The sequence below is a fragment of the Luteimonas endophytica genome, assembly GCF_029887875.1.
GTDB classification, from domain to species: domain Bacteria; phylum Pseudomonadota; class Gammaproteobacteria; order Xanthomonadales; family Xanthomonadaceae; genus Luteimonas; species Luteimonas endophytica.
In genome coordinates, this window is sequence record NZ_JARXRM010000035.1 from 62,724 (window position 1) to 87,924 (window position 25,201).

A 25,201-nucleotide genomic window follows, 5' to 3' on the forward strand; every position below is an offset into this window, starting at 1 on the left:
CTGCGAAGCGAGTGCGAGGCTCGGCGCGGCGCCGGGTGGCTGGCCTGGCTGCTGTGCTGCGTTTGCATGCTTCCGATGGCGCAGCCGACGCTGGCGGCGGCACCGCCGCGCGTTGCATGGGAAGTGCCGGCCGACGCCGGTCCGGATCGGGTCGACGCCGCGCTGGCGCGCATCTCGCGGGAGATACTCGACGAGGACGGTCCGGGCGCCGAGGAGCTCACCGCCGCCCAACGCAGCCAGCTTGAGATCGTGGCTGGACGCCACCTCGAAGCGCTGGAGACCATCGGTGCGCTCGTCGTCTCGTCCATGGCCGACGGCGAAGCGGACAGGGCGCAGCGCTGGGTCCCCTATCTGCTGCTGGCCGAGGCGCGGGCCACCCCGGGCCGGGACTTCGAGCTGGCTTACGCGGACGCCTTCCGCGCCAGGTTCGCCGGGCTGAACGATGTCGCCGCGCTGCAGACCCATTATTGGCTCGTGGCCGATGTGGAGGAGGCCTCCGACCAGCTGCGGGAAGCCGTGGCCGGTCACGGGGGGGAGGAAGCGATTTCGCGGGGCGCGGCGCTGGAACTGGTCCGGCAGGCCGCCTTCGTGCAGGCCTACAGGGCGGCCGGAGCGCTGGCCCCGGCGCTGGTGCGCGAAGACGAGGAGCGGCGCTTCCTGATCGACGACGAGACGATGATCCCAGGGGGAGAGGACGGAGTCGTCCTGTCGGCGCACGTGGTCCGCAGCCGCGCCGTCGAGGCGCCGGTGCCGGCCGCGATGCTGTTCACCATCTACGCCGATCCCGAGCGCAACCGCGCCCAGGCGATGCACGCGGCGGCGCGGGGGTACGCCGGGGTCGTCGTGGACGCGCGCGGCAAGCGCCTGGGGACCGGCGACATCGCTCCCTACGAGCATGAAGGCGAGGACGCGCACGCGGCGATCGACTGGATCAGCCGGCAGCCCTGGTGCGATGGCCGCGTTGCGATGTACGGCGGCAGCTACTCCGGATTCGCCGCCTGGGCGGCGGCCGGGCGCCGTCCCCGGGCGCTGAAGGCCATCGCCCCGTACGTGGCGTCGATCCCGGGCCTGGGCCTGCCGATGGAGAACAACGTCTTTCTCAGCGCCAACTACGCCTGGCCGTTCTACGTCGCCACCAACCGGCTGCTCGATCGCGATACCTACGGCCAGCGCGGGCGCTGGGCGGAGCTTGCGGAACGCTGGTACGCATCGGGACGTCCCTACCGCGAGATCGACCGGATCGATGGCACGCCCAATCCGTGGCTGCAGCGCTGGCTGTCGCACCCGGCCTACGACGCATACTGGAAGGCGATGGTGCCCGACGGCGAGGAGTTCGCGAGGATCTCCATTCCAGTGCTCTCGATCACCGGCTATTTCGACGACGCGCAGGTCTCCGCGCTGCACTACTTCAAGGAGCACTACCGGCACCTGCCGGGAGCCGATCACGCGCTGCTGATCGGGCCGTACGACCATTTCGGAACGCAGGGTCCGATCAAGCCCATGCGGCTGCGCGGATACGCGCTCGATCCCTCCGCGCAGTTCGATACCCTGGCGATCACGTTCCAGTGGTTCGACCACGTGCTGCGCGGTGCCGAACGGCCGCCGCTGCTCGCCGGCCGGGTCAACTACCAGCTGATGGGCGCCGACCGGTGGGGTCACGCGGCTTCGCTCGACGAGGCCGCCGGCGGCTACGCCACGCTGTACCTGTCCGGCGAAGGCGAAGGGGAGCGGCACCGGTTGAGCAGGCACCGGCCCCGGCCCGGCCACCTGACCCAGGTGGTGGACCTTGCCGACCGTAACAGCAGCCGGCACGGTTACTATCCCAGCCCCATCGTCCGCGACACGCTGGGCATCGAGACCGGCCTGGCCTTCGCCAGCGAAGTGTTCGAACAGTCGATCGACGTGGTCGGAACGCTGTCGGGCGAATTGAAAGTCCGCACCAACAAGCGCGATTTCGATTTCACCGTGGTGCTGTACGAACTGATGGAGGATGGCCGCGCCATGCAGCTGTCCTACTACCTGGGGCGCGCCAGCCATGCGCACGACATGAGCACGCGCCGGCTGCTCGAGCCGGGCGACTGGACGGTCCTGCCGTTCGAACGCTCGCGCATGACCGGCCGGCGGATGGCCCCCGGGAGCCGGCTGCTCGTGGTCGTGGACGTGGTCAAGGACGCCATGCACCAGGTCAACCACGGCACCGGCGGCGACGTCAGCGACGAATCCATTGCCGACGCCGCCGAGCCGCTGCGCGTCGACTGGCATTCCGACAGCGTGATCCGCATCCCGATGCGGCCGAACGCCAGGTAGCCGCGAGGAAGCGCGGTCGTCCATCCGTTCGGCCGTTGGGGTGGCGGCTGCATCGTCCGCTTCGCCGCAGCGTTCGACATCGCCGGCCGTCGAGGAAGACCGTGGCGCCCACGGCGGAGAATCGACCGCCCGGCTTTGCTACTGCTGGCTGCGGCGATAGTAGCGCCGGGCCTTGTCGCGGCTGCCGCAATCGGCCATGTCGCACCAGCGCCGCCGGCCGTTGCGGGTCTGGTCTTCGAACAGCCAGCCGCAGGCGGGGCAGAAGCGCAGGCGCTGGTGCTCGCCGGCGGTGACCAGGTCGGCGGCATCCAGAACGACCGGTGCGAGGCTGTCGGCGACGTTTGCGGGTTTCTTCCAGCGCCAGGCAAGTGTGGCGGGGTCGATGACGCGCCGCACGGCCGCCGCGGCCACCCGATCGTTCAGGCGTTCGACCGCGCTGCGCGGCGGCGCCTCGCCATGGGCCAAGGGGCGCAATACCGAGGTCGCGACTTCGCGAATCTCCAGCGCCAGGGGCAGCTCGTTGTGCCTCGCCGGTGGTGCGGGCAGGCCCACGGCCCCGAGCCAGCGTTGCAGGTTGGCGATCGAATCGAGCCAGTCGTGGGGGTGCCCGGTCGCGGGCCAGCTCACGGTATTGATCAAGTCGAGGGCCGGGCGGCCGCCCACCAGCTTGTAACTGCCGCGGTAGCCGCCGGGATCCAGGTCGAGAGGGCGCATGGACGAATATTACCAGCAAAAATCAATTGACAGGTAAAGATCTCGGGAGCACGATCTTTACCATCATGATCGATTTAAACGGTAAAGAGACGGTGGCTGCCGCCAGGCTTGCGGAGCGGGTGCCGGCGCAGGCGTATTTCGTCGGCAGCGCGATCTTTCACTATCTCGGCCCGTCCTTCGCGGTGCTGCTGTTCACGCGCATCCCGGTGGCCGGCGTGGCCTGGTTGCGCATCGTCTCTGCGGCGGTGGTGTTCGCGCTGTGGCGCCAGCCCTGGCGTTCGTTCGTCTCGGCGAACCGCGACACCCAGCGCGCGGTGGTGGCGCTGGGCGTGGTGCTGGCGCTGATGAACTACAGCTTCTACGTCGCGATCGACCGGCTTCCCCTTGGCACGGTTGCGGCGATCGAGTTCCTCGGGCCGATCGTGCTGGCGCTGGTGGGTTGCCGATCGGGACGCAACATCGCCGCGTTGCTCGTCGCGGTGGCGGGCGTCTGGCTGCTGGTCGACGTGAGATTCGCGGGCGATCCGCGGGCGTTCGCCTGGGCCTTCTTCAATGCCGCCCTGTTCCTGCTGTACATCGTGCTGGCGCATCGGGTCGCGCGTGCGGATCCGGGTACCAGTCCGATCGACCGCCTCGGCGCCGCCCTGCTGGTCGCCGGCATCGTCATCACGCCGCTCGGATTCATGGCGGCGACGCCGGCACTGGGAGACCCGGCCGCGCTGGCGGCGGGCATCGGCGTCGGGATCAGTTCATCGGTCATCCCCTACGTCTTCGATCAACTCGCCATGGTCCGCCTGCCCCGCGCGACCTATGCCCTGTTCGTCGCGCTCCTTCCCGCCACCGCGGTGGTGGTCGGGGTCGTCGTGCTGCGCCAGATCCCGGCGCCGGTCGAGGCGTCCGGCGTCGCTCTGGTCGTGTTCGGCATCGTGCTCCACCGCCAGCCGCGCTCTTGCGGTCGCGGCTGACGACCAGACGTTCTTTGACCAGGAGAATCATCATGCAACACGTGAATCTGGGACGCACCGGCCTCAAGGTCTCGCGTCTGTGCCTGGGCGTCATGAGCTACGGCTCGCCCGAATCGAAGGACTGGGTCCTCACCGAGGAACAGGGCCGGCCGTTCATCCGCCGGGCGCTCGAACTCGGCATCAACTACTTCGACACCGCCGACATGTACTCGCGCGGCGTCAGCGAGGAGATCCTGGGGCGTGCCTTGCGAGACTTCGCACGTCGCGAAGACGTGGTCGTCGCCACCAAGGTCTACTTCCCGATGAGCGACGACCCGAACGATCGCGGGCTGTCGCGCAAGCATGTCCTGCATGCGGTCGACGCGTCGCTGCGCCGGCTCGATACCGACTACATCGACCTGTACCAGTTGCACCGCTGGGACTACGAGACGCCAATCGAGGAGACCCTCGAGGCCCTGAACGACGTGGTGCGCGCGGGCAAGGTCCGCTACGTCGGCGCGTCCAGCATGTACGCCTGGCAGTTCATGAAGGCGCTCGCGTTGTCGGAACGCAACGGCTGGGCGCGCTTCGTCGCCATGCAGAACCATTACAACCTGGTGTATCGCGAGGAAGAGCGCGAGATGCTCCCGCTGTGCCGCTCGGAGGGGATCGCGGTGGTGCCGTGGAGTCCGTTGGCCCGCGGCTTCCTGGCCGGAGGCCGCAGGCCGGGCGGCGGCGACACCGCCCGGGCGCGTACCGACGCGCTCGCACACGGCATGTACTATGCCGCCGGTGATTTCGAGGTGGCCGAACGGGTGGCTGCCGTCGCCGCAGCCCGGGGTGTGTCGCCGGCGCAGGTGGCGCTCGCCTGGCTGCTGCATCAGCCGGGTGTGACAGCACCGATCATCGGCGCGACCAGGCTGTCCCACCTGGAGCAGGCGGCCGCTGCCGTCTCCCTGGTGCTTGGGGAGGAAGAACGTGCGGCGCTCGAGGCGCCCTATCGACCGCATCGGGTCCTGGGCCACGAGTAGAGCAGGCGCGGGGCCGGGCTGCCGCACCGACGCGAGGCAGCGTGCCCTGGCAGGATTGCCGGAAGGGCGGGCGGGCCAGGGTGGAGGAGAGCGAGGCCGCCCCGCCGCTGGCGGGCCTAGGCGCGGAATTCGCCGGAGATGGAGAGCCTGGGCGAGCGGAAGCCCATCGCGATCCATGCGCCCAGCAGCTTGACGAAGAACCGGCCGGACTGGCGTCGCATGTTGGGGACGTCGTCGGGGAGCACCGACGGATCGGAGAGGTCGCCCGTCATCGTCCGCAGTTCCAGCCTGGGCAGGCGTTCCGGTGCCCACAGGCCGCCGTAGAGGCTGAGCCAATGCCCGTTCTGGAACTCTAGGAAGACGGGGGTGTTGCAGCAACTGGCGATCACGCGGCGGGTCTTCGCATCCGCGGACAGCCGGAAGGACGTGAGCAGTTCCCAGCCGCCGAGGAACTCGACCCGGTCCTTGCGGTAGAGCACGAAGCGCGTGCCGCCATTGGGTTCCTGCAGGCGGGGCCCGTCGGGGATCGCCTGGAGCCGGATCGCCGCAATGCGGCAGCTGGCGCAGTGGCACTCCGCGGAGGTGATGGGGTCGCCCATCGCTGCGAGGCGAACCTCCCCGCAGGCGCAGCTGAGCTCAATCTTCTGGGACATTCGAGGCTCCTGGGCCGGCTGGATCGAGTGGATACACGCGCACGCGCCCGCAGGCGCCCGCATCCGGTACGACGATCCTCGGCGCCCCGCTTCGACATCGGAAGACGGGCATGGGTGCGCCCCTCGCGCCGATGCCCGCGGTCCGGCCCCCGGCGCCCATGGCAGGCGCGCCTGCGCCGGCCGCGATCCGGTATCGTGTCCGGCCCCGGACCGAGCGCACCGGGCGATCGGTCTGGGTCTGCGAGGAGCACGGATTTGGCGAGGGAGTCCGGGGTTGGAACGTGCGGGCGTTGGCGCCGCGCCGGCGGTCTGATGCTCGCATGCCTGGCGATCTCGCTTGCCGGACCCGTGTTCGGCCAGGCGCGCCCCGTCACCGTGTACCGCGGTACGGTCGGCGGTGCGCCGGTGGAACTGCTGCTGATCCACGACTGGCAGCTGGACGGGATGGGCGGCTATCTGTTCACGGAGGTGCGGCGCATGCCGCTGCCGCTGGAGAAGACGCCCTATGCCGAAGGCGGAAGCCTGCTGATCAACGTGCTGGGCGATCCGCGGTTGCCCACGGCCGCGCTCGCGCTGCGCCCGTTCGCGCCCGGCGCCAAGAGCCTGCGTGGGCGCGCGATCGACCTGCGCAGCCGCGCACGGCAGGACGTCCTGCTGGAACGGGTGGCCCGGTTCTCCAGCGACCCGGCCGACGCCTATGCCGGCGAGCTGCTGCAGGGGCAGGCCGACGCGCGCTTCCACTTCCGGGTCCACGCACGCAAGGCGCGCGGCGAGCACGTCGGCCGGATCGATGCCATCACCGTCTTCGATCGCGCCAGCGGCGAGCCGGTGCAGGTGCTGGATGGGCTGGACCTGTTCTTTTCCGGCACCGACAGCCTGGTGCTGGAAGACTACGACGACGACGGCGTGCTCGATTTTTCGGTCATGCCGATGCGGCCCGACGATCCTTCGCGCGCCGCCGAGCACCGGCACTACTACCTCTACCGGCAGGACGCCGGCGGCTACGGCCGCGCACCGGAACTGGAGGCGCTGGCGGCGCAGGGCGCGCTGCGGTTCGGTTCCGGCGGCCAGGTCAGCCTGCGGCCGCAGGACGGCATCGACCATCGCGCCGGTACGATCCAGTGGCGGCACTACCGTTTCGTCGCGCCCGCCCGGCTCGAACTGCAGGGCCAGAGCGAGGAGCGCTTCTGATGAGGGCTTCCGGGTGGGCCGCGTGGATCGCCGGTCTCGCGCTGATGTGCGCCGCGCTGCCGGCGCCGGCCGCGCACGCGGTCTACGCCGGCCGCATCGGCGGCAGCGACATCACCTTCGTGATCGAGAGCCGCAACGCGGTGCAGCGGGCGGTCTATTTCTATGACCGCTATCGGACGCCGATCCGGCTGAAGCCGGCATTCCTGCACCAGAGCCGGGACTTCGGCATCGACGAGCTGGATGCGGCCGGGATGCCGGTCGCGCGGCTGCGCTTCGATGTCGCGAGCTTCCACCGTTCGGCGCCGCGGCTCACCGGAACCTGGACCGATTACCGCAGCGGCAGATCGCTGCCGCTGGTGCTCGAACTGGTGGCCTACCTCGACTCCGATGGCGCCTGGCCGGCCGGGCGCCATCCGCTGCTGCAGGCGGCGTCGACCGAACGGTTCTATTTCCGGGTGCCGATGGCCCGGGACCACGCGGCCGTGGAGGCCATCGAAGTCGTGGACAAGGCCACCGGCCGGGCGCGGCAGACCCTGGCGCTGCCGCAGCCGGGCTGCAATCGCGGCATGGAGACGGTGCAGGTGGTGCTGGAGCGCGGCCTCACCCAGCTGCGGATGGAGCAGACGGCGCACTGCCCCGGCGCGCTGTTCGAGTGGGACCCCGCGGCCGAGCGCTTCGAGGACCGGCTGCGCTAGCGCATCGATCGGCGCGGCCATCCGGGCCGGGAAGACCGGTGAAGTCGGCGGATCCTCGCCGAAGGGAGCCGTGACTCCTGGCAGTGTCCCGCGATCCGGCCGGACGGCATATTGAAGCCCGTCGACGCACCGGACTGGAGGCCGCGCATGACCGCGCACGCCGGGAACGATCGTCATCCGCGCCTGAGGCGTTTCATCGAACGCGCTGGCCATCCGCTGTTCCTGCTCGGAGCGCTGGCGCTGTGGTGGTCGCTGGGGCGCAGCGAAGCGGCCGCGCTGGTGGCGGCCGCCATCACCCTGCTGTCGATGGAGTGGCTGGAGCGCGCCATTCCCGCCAAGCCGGGGTGGCGGCTGCCGGCGCGCGCGCGCTTCGCCCTGGCGGGGTGGTACGTGGCGATCCTGCTGGTCGCCGGGCTGGTGCTGGCGAGCTACGAGGCGCTGGTGACCCCGGCGCTGGTGGGTGTTCGCGAGCGGCTGGGCCTGGGCGTGTGGCCGGCCCACTGGCCGGTGCTGCCGCAACTGCTGGGGCTGTATTTCGCGGCGGACCTGATCTACTACTGGATCCATCGCGCGATCCACCGTTTCGGCTGGCTCTGGCGCCTGAGCGGGCACGGCGTGCACCACGCGTTCCACAATCTGCATGCGTTGAACGTCAGCGCGACCCATCCGCTGGAGACGCTGTTCCTGACGCTGCCGATGGTGCTGCTGGCGGGCCTGTTCGGCGCTCCGCCCGAAGCGGTGTCCGGCGCGCTGGTGCTGCTGGTGGTCAACGGCACCCTGGCCCACGCCAATCTGAGCATGGAGACGCCGGTGCTCGGCTGGTTCTTCACCTCCAGCAACCAACACCGCCGCCATCACTCGCAGGTGTTCGAGGACAGCAATTCCAACTACGCCTGCAACGCGATCCTATGGGACCGGCTTTTCGGCACCTACCGCGACGGTGACGTGGCGCAGACCGGCATCGGCCCGCGCCAGCCGACGGTCTGGGAGATGCTGAAGATGCCGTGGCGGGAGCCGGCCGATGCGGAGACCGCGGTGTCGCGGGGGCGGTCGCGGCCATCGATCACCCGAGCGGCCGAATGACCCTGGTCGGCGGTGCCGCAGCGCCTTCGCGCCGGCGCTGGCTCGTGGCGGTGCTGCTGGGAAGCCTGCTCTGGGCCGTGGCGATCGGTGTCTCGTTCGTGCTCCCGCAGGTGCTCCTGGGGCTGCGCCCGGGCGGTGGCGCCTACTACGCGGTCGTCGCGCTGCTGCAGCTGTCGCTGGCGGCGGCCGCGATTCAGCTGGCGCGCCGCGCCGGCACCCTGGGCTGGAGCGAACTTGGCATCACCCGCGCGGCATGGCGGGCCGACGCCCTGATCGGGCTCGCGGTCGCCGCGGGCTTCGCGCTGCTGCAGTTCGGGCTGATCATTCCACTCACCGGTGGCGCGGAGCGCAGCGACGTCGCGACGAATCTGGCGCAGTTGCGCAGCGGACCGCATGCGGCTGCCGGGATGTTCGCGCTGGGCGTTCTGGGCGCGCTCGCGGAGGAACTGCTGTTCCGGGGGCTGTTGCTGCACGGCATCGCCGCAGCGCTGGGCGGGGCGCGCGCCGCCCGTGCCACGGCGGTATGCATCGTGGTGGTGCTGTTCGGCGCGGTGCACGGTTATCAGGGATGGGCAGGCATGGTGGACACCGCGCTGTACGGCGGGCTGACGCTGTCGTTGCTCTGTCTCTGGCGCGGCGGGCGCATCGCCGCGGCGGTGGCCGCACATGCAGGGTGGAACGCCATCGCGGTGGGCTGCCTGCTGCTGCTCTAGCGACGGCGAAGTCGTGGGGTCGGCGGGTGGCAGGGTCTTCACGGCGCCGCGAGCCCCGGGGCCGGGTGTTTCCGCGTGTCGATCGTGGCAGCCTTCGGCGAAGCGAACCAGCGGGCCGGCCTCGAGGCCTGGCCCGCTGCACGTCGTTGGCTTTGCCCTTACGGAAGCTCGCAGGCCTCCTCCCTGCAGTTCTCGTACATGGCGAGGCACTGCTCGTAGGAGAAGACGCCGTTGTTGATACAGCGGTACAACTGCACTTCGCAGAGGTCGCAGGGTGTCATCGGCTGGGACATCGAGACGCTGGATGCAAACAACACGGACAAGAACACGGTCGTACGCAGTAGCTTCCTGGTCACTGGTATTCCCCTCTTGTTGACGTTGGCCCGGCTGGGCCCTTTAACGGTACGCCAGCCAGCCGGCAGAAAACGGGGCCAGGCTCACGTATCTGCGGAAGCAGCAATCAGCAGTGCGCGAGAAATTCCTCGACCACGCAACTAAATCCGCTCTAAAACGGTCATGAAGTGCGGGCAGGGCGCGTCGTGGGGAACGTCCACCTCGTAGGTCAGTGCCGGCAGGGTCGCCGGATCGACCGGTCGCCCGGCCAGGACGCTCCTGTCCGGCAGAGTGGGGCCGGAGGTGATGCCGTGGTCGAGGAAGACGTCCGCGTCGAGTCGATAGCGCCGGCTCATCCGGCCAGCATAACCGGCGAACGGCGGGTTGCGACGGAAGTGTCTCGCCTTCGGGGCGCGCGATCACCGCCTCAGTCGGCACACGCCGTGACCGGCGTCATCGTCATGGCGCCGTCGAAGCCGGGCGTGACGCGCATTTCCATCCGGGTCCTGGTGCAGGGCTCGCCGTCCTTGCCGGTGGGCGGCTTGCGTGCGGCCCGGCGCTGTTCGGCCGTCATGCACGCCTGCTCGTGGATCCATTGCTCCGCCGCCGCCACGCCGTCGAGGCGCACCCGGCGCCGGTAGCGCGACTGGTAGCGGCGCTGGTCCTCCGCAGACAGTGCCGCGAACGTGCATGCCTGCGTGCCCGCGCCGCCGTTGCCATGGGCGAGCGGGCTGGCGGCGGCCGCGGCGACGGCGATCAACAGCGTGGCGATTGGAAGGTGCATGGCTGGGCTCCGGGCGGAAAAGGGCGGCGCTCGTAGAGACCGTGGAACGGTACCGCTGCGTCGTTAAGACGGTGTCGGCGCCTCCGCCAAGCCGCTGGCTCGGCCCGGGGCCGCGGCGCGCCGCCGGCGCCACCACAGCCACACCCCGGTGACGCAGAGCAGTGCGGTCGCCAGCCCGGCGATGAACACGACGATCCGCCCCGCCAGTCCGAACCCCTTGCCCGAATGCAGCGCGTACTGCCACACGAAGAACAGGTCGCCGCCGCTGCTGCCGCGATCGTGGCGCTGGCCCAGCACGCGCCCGTCGTCCATCGCCAGGTAGGTCCACAGCCGCCCCTGGTCGTCGACGTCGCGCGCGTCGAACGTGCGCACCGCGTAGGCGCCCACGTGCGGCAGGATCCGCAGGCTGTCCACGCGCGCTCCGGGCATGCGTTCCCGGGCCAGGGCAATGGCGCGGTCGGCGTCGATCGCGCGCGTGGCGCCGGCGACCTCGGGCAGCGAGTGGTCCAGGCGCTCCGAGACCGGCGAGAGCAGGCGTACCGCGTCGCGGCTGGCCTCGGGCCAGGCAAGGGTGACGCCGGTGAGCGACAGCGCGAAGGTGGGCAGCAGCAGCCACATGCCCGGAGCGCGATGCCGGTCCAGGCGCCGCCGGCCGCTGCGCGGCCGGCCGGCCAACCGGAACGCGTCCCGCCACGCGCCCAGGCGCGGTACCGATAGCAGAGCCGCGGCGACATGGTCGAGCAGCCATAGCAGGGAGACCAGCCCGAACAGCCAGGTCGCCACCGGCCCGAGCATCAGGTCGACGTGCAGGCCGTAGAGCACGTCCATCAGGTGGCGGCGGTCCAGGGCCGGACGGCCCTGTTCGCGCCAGCCCAGCACGCGGCCGTCGGCCGGATCGGCGAACAGCTGGATACTGCGGAGATGGCCGCCAGCATCCTGGCGTCCCAGCATCCACAGGGTCTGCCCGGGCGCGTTGGGCAGGTCGATCATCCAGGGCTGGAAGCCGGGCAGGACCCGTTGCGCCTGCCCGATCGCGCGTTCCACGGGGATGGCCGCGCCGGGCGTGGACTGGCCGGTGGTGCGCAGATCGGGATTGAGCCAGGTATCGAGCTCGTCGTAGAACGTGATGGCGCTGCCGGTCAGCGCCAGCAGCAACAGCCACAGCGACGCGCCCAGCCCGAACCAGCGATGCCAGATCAGCAACCCGTGGCGCCAGCGCGTGCGCGGGCGGCGTGGTGGCGGCGCTGGCGTGGTGGCGCTCAGAATCGCAGCGACGCGCCGAGGCGGAGGTTGCGGCCCGGCTCCCTCAGGCCGACGACGTTGCCGTAGTCGGGGATGGCGGTGTAGTCGCCTACGCTGGCATGCGCGCGGTAGCTGCGGTCGAACAGGTTGTACACGCCGGCGAACAGTTCGAGACGGTCGGAGCGCAGCGGCCGCCAGTGCCCGAACAGGTCCACCACGGTGTAGCCCGGCTTGTCGATGAAGCGGGTTTCCGGCACGTAGCCGAGTTCGACATCGCGGAACAGCACCTCGATGGCCTCCAGATCCTCGACGCGGCTCACGCCCAGCTGCAGACCGAAGTGCTCGAGCGGGTCCCAGCCGAGGGTGAGCTGCCAGCTGTCGCCCATGGAGTTGCCCAGCGCGATGTGCTCGTAGCCTTCGATGCGGCGGTCGTTCAAGCGGGAGTCGTAGCGGTTGTAGTAGGCATCCGCCGAGAACGCCCCGCGCGCGTAGCCTGCGCGCAGCTCCACGCCCGAAGAGCGGAAGGTGCCCACGTTCTCGTAGTAAACCGCGCCCTGCGGCGGCGGGCCGGCGTAGAGCTGGTCGAGGATCACCTCGTCGATGGTCATCCGGTAGTAGACCGCCGAGGCGCTCAGGCCGTCGCGCGCGTACGCCAGGCCGATCTCGGCGTTGTCCACCCTTTCCGGCTCCAGGCCGGGGGCCAGCGTCTGCCGGCCGGGGCGCTGTTCGAGGGTGAACGCGTCGCCGATCTCCTTGCCCCGGAACGCCTCCGCATAGCCGGCGTTGAGGGTCAGGCCGGGCGCCAGCCGATAGCTGCCGCCGGCGTTGAGGCTGATGCCGTCGCTATCGGTGGCGCCGCCGTAGGTGGTCAGGTCGAGGTCGTAGTGGTCGTAGCGCGCGCCGAAGCTCAGCAGCAGCGGGTCGGCGACCTGCCACTGATCCTGGATGTAGAGGCCGTGCAGCTTGCCCCGCTCCTCGAACCGGCCGACGGCAGGATCCCAGGCCCACGGCTGCCAGGTGGCCGGATCGCCCAGGTATTCGCTGGACACCGCGTCGTCGCGGTGTTCGACCCCCGCGGTGATGGCATGGCCGGCGCCGGTCCAGTGGCCGCGCAGGTCGATACCGAAGGTCTCGATGTCGGCGCCGTAGCGGCCCCAGCGATCGAAACGATCCTGGACGAAGGAAGAGGTGGTCCGGTAGCCGGTCGCTTCGAACGCAAGCGAATCGCCGGCGCGGTACCCGTAGTTGAGCACCGCGGTGCGCCGCTCGCCCTCCACCGGGAACAGCGGCTCGCCTTCGAGCACCGGCCAGTTCGGGCGGGCGCCGAACGCGCCTTCCTCGCGCCGGGCCTCGTAGCTGGCGGTGATGCGGTGGCCGCCGCCGAGCTCGCCGCCGATCTTCAGGAAGCCCAGCCGCTGGTCGGCGCCGGTGCCGCGCAAGGTGGTACCGGCACCGTCCTGGTAGTCGTCGCGGTCCACCTTGACGAAGGAGCCGAGGATGCCGATGTCGCCGCCGAGCCGGCCGAACGCGGTGGTGCTGATCTTGTGCCCGTCGTTGCCGAACCAGCCGGCCTTCAGCAGGCCGCCGGCAGCGCGGCCGGGCTGCAGCAGGTCGACCGCATCGCGGGTATGGAAGCGAATGGAGCCGCCGATCGCGCCGAAGCCCGAGGTGGCCTCGCCCGGACCCGCCTGCACTTCCACGGTCTCGAGCAGCTCGGGTTCGATCGCGACCCGCCCGATATGGTGGAACAGGGTGCCACGCTGGGGCGCGCCGTCCACGGTGACGTTGAGCAGGGAATCCTCGAGACCGCGCACGTAGATCTTCTGCGCCAGACCGACGCCGCCGCCGACGGTCACCGAGGGGATGGCGCGGAACAGATCCGCGAGGTCGTTGGCCTGGGTGCGCTCGATGCGACGCCGGTCGAGCACTTCATCGGTCATCGCCCCGACCACGACGACCCGGTCGAGCTCGACCGGGGAGGGGGCATCGGTCGCGTCGTCCTGGGCCAGCGCCAAGGACGGGACGGCCAGCAGGACGGCGGCGGCGATGCGGGAGAAGGAAGGAGGCGCGGCCGCCTCGCGGCGCGAGCTGATAGGTACGTTCAATGTCCAGGCCCCGGGTGCGAGGGGGCGGATTCTGGATGGGAATGAGAATGATTGTCAAAATTCCGACCAGAGCGCGCAGCGCCGTGTCGCGTTCTCTCCTGCCGACATAATTCTGCGGCGGCCTATCCGCGGGGATCGCCGGTCGGTCGCGGGATCACGGCGACGACCCGGCCGCTTGCGGGCGCGCGAGGCGCGCGCGCGCTTCCGCCAGGGGCCCCTGGCGCGTCGCGTTGCCGGCCACCTCGAGCAGCGCCCCGTAGTACCGGCGCGCGGCCGCCCCGTTGCCGGCCGCGTCCGCAGTGCGGGCCGCGCCGAGCAGGCTGTTGAAGCGGTTCGGATACAGCGAAAGCGCCTGTTCGTAGGCGGCGAACGCCTCGGCCGGCGCGCGCTGCAGGTGCAGCAGGTCGCCGAGCAACTCGTAGGCGGGCAGGGTGGGCCCAGGGGTCACCGGGGGTTTGGGGATCCCGGCTTCGAGCGCGGCCGCTTCGCCCAGCCGCGCGCGCGCCGTGGCGGTGTCGTCCGCCGCCTGCGCGGTCCAGCCATCCAGCGCCAGGGTCAATACCCGCACATGGTCGGCGAACAGGGTCTCGCCGCGCTCGCGCGTGACCGCTTCGAGCCTGGCCAGATGGGTGCCCTGCAGGCGCGCCTCGGCAAGGTCGCCCCGACGCGCGGCGCCCAGCCCGCGGGCGAAGCGCGCGATCGCCTCGGGCCAGGTGTTGCGATCCCAGTCCAGCGACGGTGGCCGACGCGGCTCCAGCGCGGCGGCGGCGGACCAGTCGCCCCGCTCCAGTGCCAGCCGCGAGGGGATCGACGCCAGGTGGAACGCGGTCTTCGCGCTGGGCTCGAGATTGGGGATGGCCTGCAACCTGGCCATCTCGCCGGCGGCGCTGGCGTCGTCGCCCTGCTGCAGGTGAGCGTAGACGAGGTATTCGATGGCATGTGCGAACTCGTCCCAGACGTACTGGCCGCGCTCGCCCGCCGGATGCTCCAGGGCGGCCTCGGCCGCGCGCCGGTTGCCGTCGATCACCCGGTCCCAATCGCCGAGCCGGGTGTAGATGTGGGTGGGCATGTGCAGCGCATGCGGATTGCGCGGTGCGGCGGCATCGTAGCGGCGGGTCACGGCGAGGGATTCCGCCGCGCGCCCCGGCACGTCGTTGGCATGGACCAGGTAGTGCATCGCGCCGGGATGATCCGGGTGCGCCTGGTGCACCCGGAGCAGGATCGCGGCGGCGTGGTCGGCCCGCTGCCGCGCCTCGCCCCCGGTCGGCGGGGCCCCGGCCAAATGCGCCAGCGCATGAAACGTGGCGATCTCGGCGTCGTCCGGGAATGCGGCGTACAGGTCCGCTTGCGCGGACTCCCAGCGGCGTATGCGCGCCCAGTAGTCGCGACCCTCCGGCTCCCGGAAGAACGCGGCGGCCGCGGCGATGAAGCCACGCTGCCTGGTGTCCTCGGGCGCGAGTGCGAGCGCGCGCTCGGCCTCGCGCCAGCCCTCCTGCAGCGCCGTCGGGTCGGGGCGGGTCGGCCAGAGCGGAGTGAACAGCGTCATCGCGGTGCCCCAGTGCGCCATCGCGCAGCCCGGGTCGGCCGAAGCCGCCTCGCGAAACGCCGCCCGTGCCTGCGGGTAGGTCATGTGATGCAGCAGCGCCAGGCCCCGATCGAACGCCGCCTGCGCGCCGGCATTGCAGGCGATCGGGAAGTCCACCGCACCCAGCGGCTGACCGCCATGGTGTTGTGGATTGGCGGCCAGCGCGGGGAGGGCGCACGCGCCCCAGCACAGCAGCGACGAAGCGATCATGGCGCCCATCGCGGCGCCGCGGCGGGGAGGGCGGAGCATGGGCGGGACGGGCATCGTGAACTCCGGTCGGCGTAGTGAAACGCGGCCCGCCCTGTCGCCGCCGGCGAACGGGTGGCGGGATGGCGGACGCTCGACGTGGGAACGCAGGTGGCGTCCGCCGCAGGACAGCCGGGAGCGCCGGGGCCGGATCTTGCCCAAGGCCGCGGGCCGGACGAGCCGTTCCTGGCGATCGCCGCGGCGGCGTTGTTGGACCCCGGCCGGGTTGCTACGCTTGCGCGGGCATTCGATCGGCGGCCAGGACATGGACAGGCGCAACTTCATCGCGAGCGCGGCGCTGGCCGCCCTGTCGCTGCCGCTGGCCGGCGGACGCCGGGCGCTGGCCGCCACGGGCGAGCGGCTGCTGCCGGTTCCCTTGAATCCCGGCGATACCGTGGCGCTGGTCAGCCCGTCCTCGGCGGTCGACGACAGCTTCGACCTGCAGATCGTGCGGGAAGTGATGGAAGCGCTCGGGCTGGAGGTCAGGGCCGGGGCCCACTACGCAGCGCGTCGCGGTCATCTGGCGGGCGACGATGCCGGACGTGCGGCCGACCTCAACGCGGCGTTCGCCGATGCAGCGGTGAAGGCGGTGATCTGCGTGCGGGGCGGCGCCGGCGCCGCGCGCCTGCTGCCGCTGCTCGACTACGCCGCGATCCGCGCCAATCCCAAGGTGCTGCTCGGTTATTCCGACGTCACCGCGCTGCATAGCGCGATCCACGCACGGACCGGCCTGGTCACCTTCCACGGGCCCAACGGTTCGGGCAGCTGGAACCGCTTCAATGCGGACCAGTTCCGGCGGGTGTTCTTCGAGCGCGAGCTGATGGAGTACCGCAACGTCGCCGATGCCGGAGACGAGCTGGTGCAGCGCCGCAACCGCACCGTCACCATCACCGGCGGCAAGGCCCGCGGCGCACTGCTCGGCGGCAACCTGGCGGTACTGACGGCGCTGGCCGGCTCGCCCTACCTGCCGGAGTTCGAGGGCGGGATCCTGTTTCTCGAGGATGTGTCGGAAGCGCCGTATCGGGTCGACCGCATGCTCACGACCTTGAAGCTGGCGGGCGTGCTGGACCGGATCGCAGGCTTCGTCTTCGGCGAGTGCACCGACTGCGACCCGGGCGAGGGTTACGGCTCGCTGACCCTGGAACAGATCCTCGACGACCACGTCCGGCCGCTGGGCATCCCGGCCTACCGCGGTGCGATGATCGGCCACATCCGCCAGCAGTTCATCGTGCCGGTGGGCGGCAGGGTGGAACTGGATGCCGACGCGGGCACGTTGCGCCTGCTGGAGCCGGTGTTCCAGGCCTGAGCCTGGGGGAGGGAGCAGGTCGGGGCAGCCCGCCCGGGCCGCGCCGCGGCGGTGCCAGGGGTCCCCCGAAGGACCGGCCGGCCCCGGCCGATGCGGACACTCCTATGCTAATGTCCGCGCGGGGGTTGGCCCAGGGGGAGCTCATGTCGAATCTGCTGGATCTGATGAAGAAGCTCGGCAGCGATGCCGCGCTGGCTGCGGAATACGAGAAGGACCCGGAGGCGGTGATGCGAGGAGCCGGGCTGTCCGACGAGGAGCGCACCGCGATGCTGGGCAAGGACTACGCGGCGATCAAGCGCCTCACCGGCCTGACCGATGGCAAGTTCGCCACCAACCACGTGATCCGGGCCTACGACCAATAGCCTGCCCCGCCGACGCCGGGCGCCGACCATGGTCAGGTGGATGCCCATCGCACTGCTGTTGCTGGCATTCGCCCCCGCGCCGGCTTCGGCCTCGGCGGCGCTGGAAGCGGAGGTGCGCGAGCTGGAGCGGCTGTCGGTCACCGCGCCCTGGCGGGAGTCGGGCGCGAAGATCGAGGCGCTGGCCTCGCGGCTGGATGCGCTGACGCCGGACCAGCGCCACCGCGTCGAGTTCGTCCGCCTGCGCAATCTCGCCCTGGCCGGCGACCAGCCGGCTGCGCTCGCGGGCCTGACCGGCCTGCTGCAGCAGGATCTGAGCGCCTCCCTGCGGCTGCGTGTCCACGCCACGGCCATCAACATCGCCGCCAATGTCGAGGACTGGTCGCTCGCGTTCGCGCTGCTCGGCGAGGGCCTGTCGTCCCTCGGCCAGGACCCCGGCGAGTCGGCCCGGCTGCTGGGCGTGGCCAGCTACCTGCATACGCTGGTCGGCGAGACCGGCAAGGCGCGCGAACTGGCGCTGCAGGCGCTCGGCCTGGTGGAATCGGGCAGCGATCCGCGGGCGCTCTGCCTGGCCCTGGGCGACGTGGCATTGGCCGAGGATCACGCCCGCAACTACCGCGAGGCGGAGACCTGGCGCCATCGCCAGATCGAAGCGTGCACGCGCGCCGGCGACCCGGTCTTCGTCGCCAACGGCAAGTACGGCGTCGGCAAGATGCTCGCCGGCCAGGGGCGCCATGCCGAAGCGCTCGAGTGGGGCCGCCAGGCGCTGGCGGAATTCGAGGCGGTCGGCTTCGAGGCGGGCGCCTGGAGTGCGCGGCTGGTGGTGGCCGAAAGCCTGATCGAGTCCAACCGTGGACTGGAAGAGGCGCGGGCGCTGCTGATCGACACGTTGCGTTACTACCGCGAGCAGGAATCTGACCTGGCCATCGCCGAGACCAGGGGCCTGCTCGCCAGGCTGGCCGAACGCAGCGGCGACCTCGCCGCGGCGCTGGCCCACTTCAAGGAGGCCATGTCGGCCGCGGAGGCCGCCGAGCGCGACGCCCGCGAGCGCCGCCTGGCCTACCTGCAGGTCGAGTTCGACACCCGCTTGAAGGAACAGCAGATCGCCCTGCTCCAGGCCGAGCAGGAACTGGCCGCGCTGCAGGTCACCGCGACCAAGCGCCGGCAGCTGCTGCTGTGGATGGGCATGCTCGGGCTGCTGGTCACCGCCATCCTGCTGGCGGTGCTGCTGCGCCGCTCGTTCCGCGAGCGCCGCCGCTACCGCTGGCAGTCCGAGCGCGACAGCCTGACCCGCCTGTACAACTACCAGCAGGTGCGCAAGCTCGGCCAGGCGATGTTCGCGCGCGCCCGCGAGACCGGCCGGCCGTTCACCGCGATCGTCGCCGACATCGACCTGTTCAAGCAGGTCAACGACCGCCACGGCCACGCCGCCGGCGACGAGGCGCTGCGTTCGCTCGGCGCCTGGATCGGCGAAGCCGTCGACGGGCGCGGCATCGCCGGGCGCAGCGGCGGCGACGAGTTCACGATCCTGCTCGAGACCGACGCGGCCGGCGCCGAGGCGCTGCTGCAGCGGCTGCGCGCCCGGATCGGCCCGATCACCGTGTTCGGGCGGACCTTCGGCTTCAGCATCAGCTCCGGGGTATGCCAGGCCGATGGCCAGGCCGCCGACCTGGAGCAGCTGATCCACGAGGCCGACCAGGCCCTTTACCGCGCCAAGCACGGAGGCCGCGACCGCGTGGTCTGCGCGAACGGCGAGGCCCAGGAGGCCCACGGCGCGCCGGCGGCGGCCTCGGCATCGGCCGGGGGGCTGGTGGTGGTCGGCAGCGGCATCCAGTTCGGCCGCCACGTCAGCGAGCGCGCCCTGTCGGAGATCCGCGAGGCCGAGGTGGTGTTCTGCCTGGCCGATCCGTTTGCGCTGGGGATGATCGCCGGTCTGCGCCCGGATACGGTCAACCTCGGTCTGCACTACGCCGAGGGCAAGGACCGGCGCCAGACCTACCGCGAGATCGATGCGGCGATCATGGCCCAGGTGCGCGCCGGCAAGCGGGTGTGCGCGGTGTTCTACGGCCACCCGGGGGTGTTCGCCGACGTGCCGCACCGGGTGGTGCGCAAGGCGCGGGAAGCGGGCATCCCGGCGCGCATGGAACCGGGGATTTCCGCCGAGGCCTGCCTGTACGCGGACCTCGGCATCGACCCCGGAGCGCACGGCGTGCAGTCGCTGGAGGCGACCCAGTTCCTGGTCGAGGAGCGCCGTCCGGAGACCGCGGGCCTGCTGTTGCTTTGGCAGGTCGCCCTGGCCGGCGACCTGTCCTGCACCAGGTTCCATGCCGAGCGCGAAGGACTGCAGGCGCTGGTCGACAGGCTGCTGCGCTGGTACCCGCCGGACCACGAGGTGATCCTCTACGAGGCGGCGAGGCTGCCGATCGAAACCCCGCGCGCCGAGCGGCTGCCGCTGCGCGACCTGCCGGACGCGCACTACGAGGAATACACCACGCTCGTGATTCCACCGCTCGCCCGCGGGCCCCAGGGCGCGTCCACGCCCGTCGATCCGGCCCCCATACCGAAGCCATAGCGAAACTCCAGGATTCCTCCATCCAGCTTGCGCCGGCATCCGGTTCTTCTTGCCGAATGCGAGTCAACATCTCTTCAGGCGCCCCGCTCGAGTCGCGGATCGGCTTCTCCCGCGCGGTCCGGATCGGCAACCTGCTGGCCGTCGCCGGGACCGCGCCGGTCTCCCCGGATGGATCGGTGGCGGCGCCGGGCGATGTCCGCGGGCAGACCAGGCGATGCCTGCAGATCATCGCCGCCGCCCTGGCCGCCGCGGGGCTGGAGATGAGCGGCGTCATCCGGATCCGCATCCTGCTCACCGACATCGATACCTGGCGCGAAGCGGCCAAGGCGTACCGGGAGTTCTTCCCGCCCGGCAACAGGCCGGCGTGCACGTTCGTCGAGGTCCGCCGATTCATCGACCGGCGCTGGCTGGTGGAAGTGGAGGCGGATGGCGTGTTCGCCGACGATCCGGCGCCCTCCGGGCCGGAGCCCGGGGAGCGTCACCCGGTCCGGCGCACCGAGCGCGCGGAGGCCGCCTGAGGAGCGCCCGACCGCCGGGCGGGTAGAGGGGCGGCTCGTGCGCCGGCGGCCCCGGTGCTAGAGTTGATAGCGCTAACATGGCTCGCCGATCCGGCGCGCCCTGCGTTCCCCCGGGAGGAAGCATGCCCAACCCGCGCCTCGACCGCCTGGCGTTCCCGCCTGGCAGTTTCCGTTCCTGCCCGGTGGCGCTGCTGTGCATCGTGGCCGCGTTGCTCGCCGCGCCGGTCGCGGCGCAGCCGTCCGGCGGACCCTACGGCCCGGTCCCGCAGACCTACGAGGTGCCCGCGCAGGGCACGGTCTACTATGTGGCGCCGGATGGCGACGCGGACGCGGCCGGCACCGCGCTGGCCCGGCCGACCACCATCGAATCGGCGATCGCGCGGGTGGTCACCGGCGACGCCATCGTGATGCGCGGCGGTCTCTACCGCGCCGGCGGCCTGCAGCTCAACCAGGGCATCACGATCCAGCCGTACCGCGACGAACAGCCGGTGCTGAAGGGCACCCGGGTGGCTCGGGAATGGGAGGCGCTGCGCGACGGCGTCTGGCGGACGAAGTGGGAGACGCTGTTCCCGGCCCGGCCGTTGGGCTGGTGGCGGCGCGAGCGCGAGGGCATGCGCACGCCGCTGCACCGCTTCAACAACGACATGGTGTTCGTCGACGGCGAGCCGCTGCAGTCGGCGGGTTGGGAAGGCGAGCTGGACGAGACCTCGTACTACATCGACTACGACGGCGGCTACGTCTACCTCGGCGTGGATCCGGAGGCCCGGCTGGTGGAGATCACCGCCCACGATGTCGCCCTGCACCGGCCGTCGCGGCCGGTCCACGGCAGGGACTCGGACGGGAAGGGGCCGACGATCCGCGGGATCACCTTCACCCAGTACGCCTTCCGCGCGATCGACATCGAGGGCGAGAAGCCCTCGACCGGGCCCAACCAGGAGCCGACCGACGACCCGGTCGGGGTGTCCGACCCGGCCGACCACGGCAAGGCCGTCACGGGCACGACCCTGGAGCACGTCACCATCAGCCACACCTCGCGCGTGGCCGGCTACTTCCGCGGCGACGGGCTGACGATCCGCAATTCGCTGGTCAGCGACACCGGCACCGAGGGTATCTACGTGATCGGCTCCTCCGACGTGCTGCTGGAGCGCAACATCATCCGCCGCAACAACGTCGAGCGGCTGACCGGGTACTTCCCGGCGGCGGTGAAGATCTTCAACCAGTCCTATCGGGTCGCGGTGCGCGACAACCTGGTGATCGAGCATCCGGACTCCAATGGAGTCTGGTACGACGTCGGCAACGTCGACGGGGTGTTCGCGAACAACCATGTCGAGGGCACCCTGATCGGCTTCTTCTTCGAGATCTCCAAGGGGGTGGTGGCGGCCGGCAACGTGTTCGTCGACAACGAGCAGGGAATCCGCGTGCTCAACAGTGCCGATGCCCGCGTCTACCACAACACCTTCCTCGATTCGCCGGTGATGTTCGACCGCAACGAGCGCAGCGCGAAGGACGACCACTTCGGCTGGCATCCGCAGACCGGCCCGGACGTCGACGAGCGCGAGGGGCACGTGTTCGAGGGAAACCTGCTGGTGGCCAGCCGCGGTTTCGACGCGCCACTGCTGCACTTCGACCAGCCGGCGGCGCTGTGCGGCACGCTGCCCCGGCCGATGGCGGCCCGCGTGGACGGCAATGCCTACGTGCGCGCCACGGCCGCCGATGCGCCGCTGGTCACCTGGAGCCCGGTGCGCGGACGCGACTGCCTTGCCGAATTCGCATCGCTGGAGGATTTCCGCGGGGCGACCGGTGCCGAGACGCGGGGCCGGGCCTGGATACCGTACGAGGGCGCGGTGTTCCGCAGCGTCGAGCTGCGCCGCTTCGAGTTGGCGCGGCCGCTGCCGGGAATGCGGGCGGTACCGGTGGCAGAGGAGGCGGGGAGGGTACTCGGCTGGTCCGCCACGAGCGCCCTGCCGGGCGCCGTGCAGGCAGGCTCGGGTTCACCCCTTCCTTGAGCCCATTCGGTCGGTGCGCGACCCGGCGCAGCCGGTTGCGCGCTAGGGGCTGAACGCTGTCTGGATCGAGCCCGACGACCGCCGCTTGGCCAGGTACATGGCGGCGTCGGCCTGGGCGATGAGGGCCGCATCGTCCTGGCCGTCGTCCGGATAGATGCTGATGCCGATGCTCCCCTTCAGGCTGATCAGCCGATCGCCCAGCCGGGTAGGCGCGTCGAGCGCGGCGATCACCTTTCTGGCCACCACCAGGGCGCCCGACGGACCCGAGACTTCGTCGAGCAGGATCAGGAACTCGTCGCCGCCGTACCGGCTGACGGTATCGGCCTCGCGAACCGCGGACACCAGGCACCGCGCCGCGAACCGGAGCGCCTCGTCGCCGCTTGCGTGGCCCAGGGTGTCGTTGATCCGCTTGAAGTCGTCGATGTCCACGAACAGCAACGCCAGGCGCGTGCCGTGGCGCTTGGCGTTGGCGATGGCGTGGCTCAGCCGGTCGAGCAGCAGCGCACGATTGGGCAGGCCGGTCAGCTCGTCGCGCTCGGCCGATCGCGCCACTTCCTCGAGCCGGGACGCGGTGGTTTCCGCCTGCAGCTGGGCGCGAAGCGTCGACGCCACCATCTGCTCGATGGTCTCGAGCAGCAGGCCGCGGTCCACCCGCCGTTCCTCGGCGCCGGCCAGGCGCTGCAGGCGCCCCAGTTCCGCGCGCGCCAGCTCGATCCGCTGCTGGAGGCCGGCCAGTTCTTCGCGGGCACGGCGCACGGAGGCGTCGTCGCTGCTGGCGAACGAATTCACGGGCGTGGGCTCAATGTTTCGGCGCCGGGGAAAGCGGGCGCGTCGGTGCTCCGCCGCGGCCTGCCGCCGAGCAGGCCTTCCAGCTCGGTGAGCCTGTCGCCGATGCGCAGGCCGCCCTCGTCGATGCTGTATTCGCGCAGTTCGTTCGAATGGTCGCTGGCCCGCACCTTGACCACGGCCATCATGCGCAGCAAGCGGCTGTCGACTTCCATGTAGCGCTGCACGATGATCGCGTCGGTCATGAAGGCTGTGCCGTAGGGGCTGAAGCGCAGATCGGTGTAGCGGTCCTCGAGCTCGGAGGTCATCAGCACGGTGACGCCCACACCGGCCAGGGCGGCCACCATGCGTGCCAGGTTCTCGCGGAAGTCGGCGCGGAAGGTGGGGGCCAGTGCCAGTTCGAACCCCGACAGCGAATCGACGACGACGCGCTTGGCATCCAGGCGGCGGATCTCCGCCAGCAGCAGGCCGACGACCTCGTCGATGGAGAGATCGGGCGCTCGGCTGTCCACCACGCCGATTCGGCCGCTGGCGACCAGCTCGGCCAGTACCGGGTTGCGCGATCGGTGCGGATGCTGTTCGAACGCCGCGATCACGCCGGTTTCTCCGCAGCGCGCGCCCTCGGCCAGGAACGCGGCCGCCAGGATGCTCTTGCCGGAACCGGAAGGCCCCGCGACCAGCAACGAGTAGCCGCGCGGCAGGCCGCCCCCGAGCATCTCGTCCAGGCGCGGCACGCCCATCAGGGCGCGTGGAGCGTTCTGGCCGGCGGGCGGCGCGTCGGCGCCGAGCTGGACGCGGGCGGGTGGGAACACCGTGATCCCGGTTTCCCCGATCCGGAACGTGTGCAGCCCCGGCAGCGGCGGGCGGCCGCGCATCTTCGCGACCTCCAGCTTGCGGACCATGGAGTTGCGCTGGACGCTCTGCTGCAGGCAGAGCATCCCGTCGGCCACGGTGAAGACCGGGTTGGCTTCGATCTCGTTGGAGTACTCGCCGATCAGGAACGTGGTCGCCTGCCAGCTGGTCATCAGCATGCCGAGCTGCTGGATGAACTGCTGCAGGCGGTTGTCCGGCCGCCCCTGGATCGACCCGGCCTGGGCGATGGAGCGGAACGAATCGACGAACAGGAGCGCCGGATCGTGCTGTTCGACCTCCGCCACGATGCGCCGCAGAACCTGGTCGAGGTCGGATTTGCGCACCTCGTCCGAGAGGTTGACGAAGTGGATGGAGCGGCCGATCGCCGCCTCGTCGAAGAACGCAAACTGCTGCTGGTAACGCAGCATCTTCAGCGGCGGCTCGCCCAGCACCGTCAGGTACAGCGCCGGGCGCTCGGGCGTGGCCAGGGCGAACATGATCTGGTGCGCCAGCGTGGTCTTGCCGCTGCCCGGGGCGCCCGCGATCAGGTTGAACGAGAACTCCGGGAATCCGCCCCCCAGCACTTCGTCCAGTCCGGGGACCCCGGTGCGCAAGCATTTGATGATCGATTCGGTTTTCATGATGGGCCGTCCGGAGCGGGCGAGCCGCTCGAATGATTTGCCCGCACGGATCCCAGCAGCCGGTCGGTGAGCGAAAGCCCGACCAGGGTGACGAGCAGGTCGTGGATCGTCTGCAGCAGGGCGGTGGCGCTGGCCATGGCGTCGCCTCGGTCGTGCTGGGCGATCAGGGCTCGGAGCGCGTCGAAATCGGGGGTGGCTGGCGCGTCTTGCAGGGCTTGGTCCGGCGTGGATGCCAGCATGGGCCTGAGCGAGGCGCTCAGGTACAGGCCGCGCCGGTAGATCAAGGCGAAGCCTCGCGAGCCCAGGACCGGGGCGAGGGCGGCCTGGACTTCGGCCACGATGGAGACGAGTTCCTCCGCGATCCTGGACGGATCCCCGCTATCGCCGACCCTCGCGCGCAAGGCCGCTGCCAACCATGGATTCGGCTCTTCCACCTGAGGGGTACCAGCCATGCCCTTGTTGGCGTATTCGACGCAAGGGTAGACCTCGTCTACAAGACGGAGTGTGAAGTCGTCGCGCCCGGCCGGGCCGGGCG

At 70.8% G+C, this 25,201-nt stretch carries 22 protein-coding genes; 12 read left to right on the plus strand and 10 right to left on the minus strand.

The features are described from left to right. The first annotated feature begins 75 nt into the window (after positions 1-75). A complete protein-coding gene (locus tag QFW77_RS11490) occupies positions 76-2,307 on the plus strand; it encodes a CocE/NonD family hydrolase (RefSeq protein WP_280574844.1) in 2,232 nt (743 codons plus the stop codon). 138 nt (positions 2,308-2,445) lie between these two features. Here the strand turns inward: QFW77_RS11490 and QFW77_RS11495 are convergent, their stop codons facing one another. Continuing rightward, positions 2,446-3,021 carry a CGNR zinc finger domain-containing protein gene (locus QFW77_RS11495; RefSeq protein ID WP_280574845.1) on the minus strand — a complete coding sequence of 192 codons (576 nt, stop codon included), beginning with the start codon at positions 3,019-3,021 and terminating at the stop codon, positions 2,446-2,448. A gap of 65 nt (positions 3,022-3,086) precedes the next feature. Here QFW77_RS11495 and QFW77_RS11500 point away from each other — a divergent pair, with 65 nt between their 5' ends. After that, positions 3,087-3,986, plus strand: a complete 900-nt coding sequence (locus QFW77_RS11500; protein WP_280574846.1) for an EamA family transporter — start codon at positions 3,087-3,089, stop codon at positions 3,984-3,986. Between the two features lie 32 nt (positions 3,987-4,018). Further along, entirely contained in the window at positions 4,019-4,996 is a 978-nt protein-coding gene (locus QFW77_RS11505) for an aldo/keto reductase (RefSeq protein ID WP_280574848.1), read from the plus strand. Positions 4,997-5,112: 116 nt separating this feature from the next. Here QFW77_RS11505 and QFW77_RS11510 read toward each other — a convergent pair whose 3' ends face one another. Then, the gene (locus tag QFW77_RS11510; RefSeq protein WP_280574850.1) at positions 5,113-5,649 is read right to left on the minus strand and encodes a GFA family protein; all 537 of its coding nucleotides are present in this window, start codon (positions 5,647-5,649) and stop codon (positions 5,113-5,115) included. Between the two features lie 312 nt (positions 5,650-5,961). Between QFW77_RS11510 and QFW77_RS11515 the strand changes: the two genes are divergently transcribed. From QFW77_RS11515 to QFW77_RS11530, 4 genes are all read left to right on the plus strand, one after another. Continuing rightward, the gene (locus QFW77_RS11515; protein WP_280574851.1) at positions 5,962-6,840 is read left to right on the plus strand and encodes a hypothetical protein; all 879 of its coding nucleotides are present in this window, start codon (positions 5,962-5,964) and stop codon (positions 6,838-6,840) included. Then, complete coding sequence (locus QFW77_RS11520) at positions 6,840-7,535, plus strand: hypothetical protein (RefSeq protein ID WP_280574852.1); 696 nt, start codon at positions 6,840-6,842, stop codon at positions 7,533-7,535. Before QFW77_RS11515 ends, QFW77_RS11520 begins: the two co-directional genes overlap by 1 nt. Positions 7,536-7,682: 147 nt before the next feature. Next, a complete protein-coding gene (locus tag QFW77_RS11525; protein ID WP_280574853.1) occupies positions 7,683-8,618 on the plus strand; it encodes a sterol desaturase family protein in 936 nt (311 codons plus the stop codon). Continuing rightward, positions 8,615-9,331 (plus strand): CPBP family glutamic-type intramembrane protease, encoded by a 717-nt coding sequence (locus QFW77_RS11530; RefSeq protein WP_280574854.1) that lies wholly within the window; start codon positions 8,615-8,617, stop codon positions 9,329-9,331. The genes QFW77_RS11525 and QFW77_RS11530 overlap by 4 nt, the downstream gene beginning before the upstream one ends. A 494-nt stretch (positions 9,332-9,825) precedes the next feature. Here QFW77_RS11530 and QFW77_RS11535 read toward each other — a convergent pair whose 3' ends face one another. The 5 genes from QFW77_RS11535 to QFW77_RS11555 form a co-directional block, all read right to left on the minus strand. Then, positions 9,826-10,020: a hypothetical protein gene (locus QFW77_RS11535; protein ID WP_280574856.1), complete on the minus strand. Its 195-nt coding sequence runs from the start codon at positions 10,018-10,020 to the stop codon at positions 9,826-9,828. A gap of 71 nt (positions 10,021-10,091) precedes the next feature. Next, positions 10,092-10,448 carry a hypothetical protein gene (locus QFW77_RS11540; RefSeq protein WP_280574858.1) on the minus strand — a complete coding sequence of 119 codons (357 nt, stop codon included), beginning with the start codon at positions 10,446-10,448 and terminating at the stop codon, positions 10,092-10,094. 63 nt (positions 10,449-10,511) lie between these two features. After that, positions 10,512-11,651: a PepSY-associated TM helix domain-containing protein gene (locus QFW77_RS11545; protein ID WP_280574859.1), complete on the minus strand. Its 1,140-nt coding sequence runs from the start codon at positions 11,649-11,651 to the stop codon at positions 10,512-10,514. A gap of 56 nt (positions 11,652-11,707) precedes the next feature. Continuing rightward, positions 11,708-13,795 carry a TonB-dependent receptor gene (locus QFW77_RS11550; RefSeq protein ID WP_280574860.1) on the minus strand — a complete coding sequence of 696 codons (2,088 nt, stop codon included), beginning with the start codon at positions 13,793-13,795 and terminating at the stop codon, positions 11,708-11,710. A gap of 154 nt (positions 13,796-13,949) precedes the next feature. After that, positions 13,950-15,629, minus strand: a complete 1,680-nt coding sequence (locus QFW77_RS11555) for a hypothetical protein (protein WP_280574862.1) — start codon at positions 15,627-15,629, stop codon at positions 13,950-13,952. Positions 15,630-15,891: 262 nt separating this feature from the next. Here QFW77_RS11555 and QFW77_RS11560 point away from each other — a divergent pair, with 262 nt between their 5' ends. From QFW77_RS11560 to QFW77_RS11580, 5 genes are all read left to right on the plus strand, one after another. After that, positions 15,892-16,932 (plus strand): S66 peptidase family protein, encoded by a 1,041-nt coding sequence (locus tag QFW77_RS11560; RefSeq protein ID WP_280574863.1) that lies wholly within the window; start codon positions 15,892-15,894, stop codon positions 16,930-16,932. Between the two features lie 143 nt (positions 16,933-17,075). Continuing rightward, complete coding sequence (locus tag QFW77_RS11565) at positions 17,076-17,294, plus strand: hypothetical protein (protein WP_280574864.1); 219 nt, start codon at positions 17,076-17,078, stop codon at positions 17,292-17,294. 40 nt (positions 17,295-17,334) lie between these two features. Next, on the plus strand, positions 17,335-19,863 hold the full coding sequence (locus tag QFW77_RS11570; protein ID WP_280574865.1) for a diguanylate cyclase: 2,529 nt from the start codon (positions 17,335-17,337) through the stop codon (positions 19,861-19,863). A gap of 56 nt (positions 19,864-19,919) precedes the next feature. After that, positions 19,920-20,381, plus strand: a complete 462-nt coding sequence (locus QFW77_RS11575) for a Rid family hydrolase (protein ID WP_280574867.1) — start codon at positions 19,920-19,922, stop codon at positions 20,379-20,381. A 122-nt stretch (positions 20,382-20,503) separates the two neighbouring features. Further along, positions 20,504-22,387 (plus strand): right-handed parallel beta-helix repeat-containing protein, encoded by a 1,884-nt coding sequence (locus QFW77_RS11580; protein WP_280574869.1) that lies wholly within the window; start codon positions 20,504-20,506, stop codon positions 22,385-22,387. Positions 22,388-22,429: 42 nt separating this feature from the next. On the opposite strand, the gene QFW77_RS11585 is transcribed toward QFW77_RS11580, so the two are convergent. Genes QFW77_RS11585 through QFW77_RS11595 form a run of 3 tightly spaced genes read right to left on the minus strand, consistent with a single transcriptional unit; the run spans position 22,430 to position 25,004 of the window. After that, positions 22,430-23,176: a diguanylate cyclase domain-containing protein gene (locus tag QFW77_RS11585; protein WP_280574870.1), complete on the minus strand. Its 747-nt coding sequence runs from the start codon at positions 23,174-23,176 to the stop codon at positions 22,430-22,432. Further along, positions 23,173-24,666, minus strand: coding sequence for a DUF7125 family protein (locus tag QFW77_RS11590; RefSeq protein ID WP_280574871.1), 1,494 nt, complete (start codon positions 24,664-24,666; stop codon positions 23,173-23,175). The genes QFW77_RS11585 and QFW77_RS11590 overlap by 4 nt, the downstream gene beginning before the upstream one ends. Further along, positions 24,663-25,004, minus strand: coding sequence for a hypothetical protein (locus QFW77_RS11595; RefSeq protein WP_280574872.1), 342 nt, complete (start codon positions 25,002-25,004; stop codon positions 24,663-24,665). The genes QFW77_RS11590 and QFW77_RS11595 overlap by 4 nt, the downstream gene beginning before the upstream one ends. Positions 25,005-25,201: the final 197 nt, after the last annotated feature.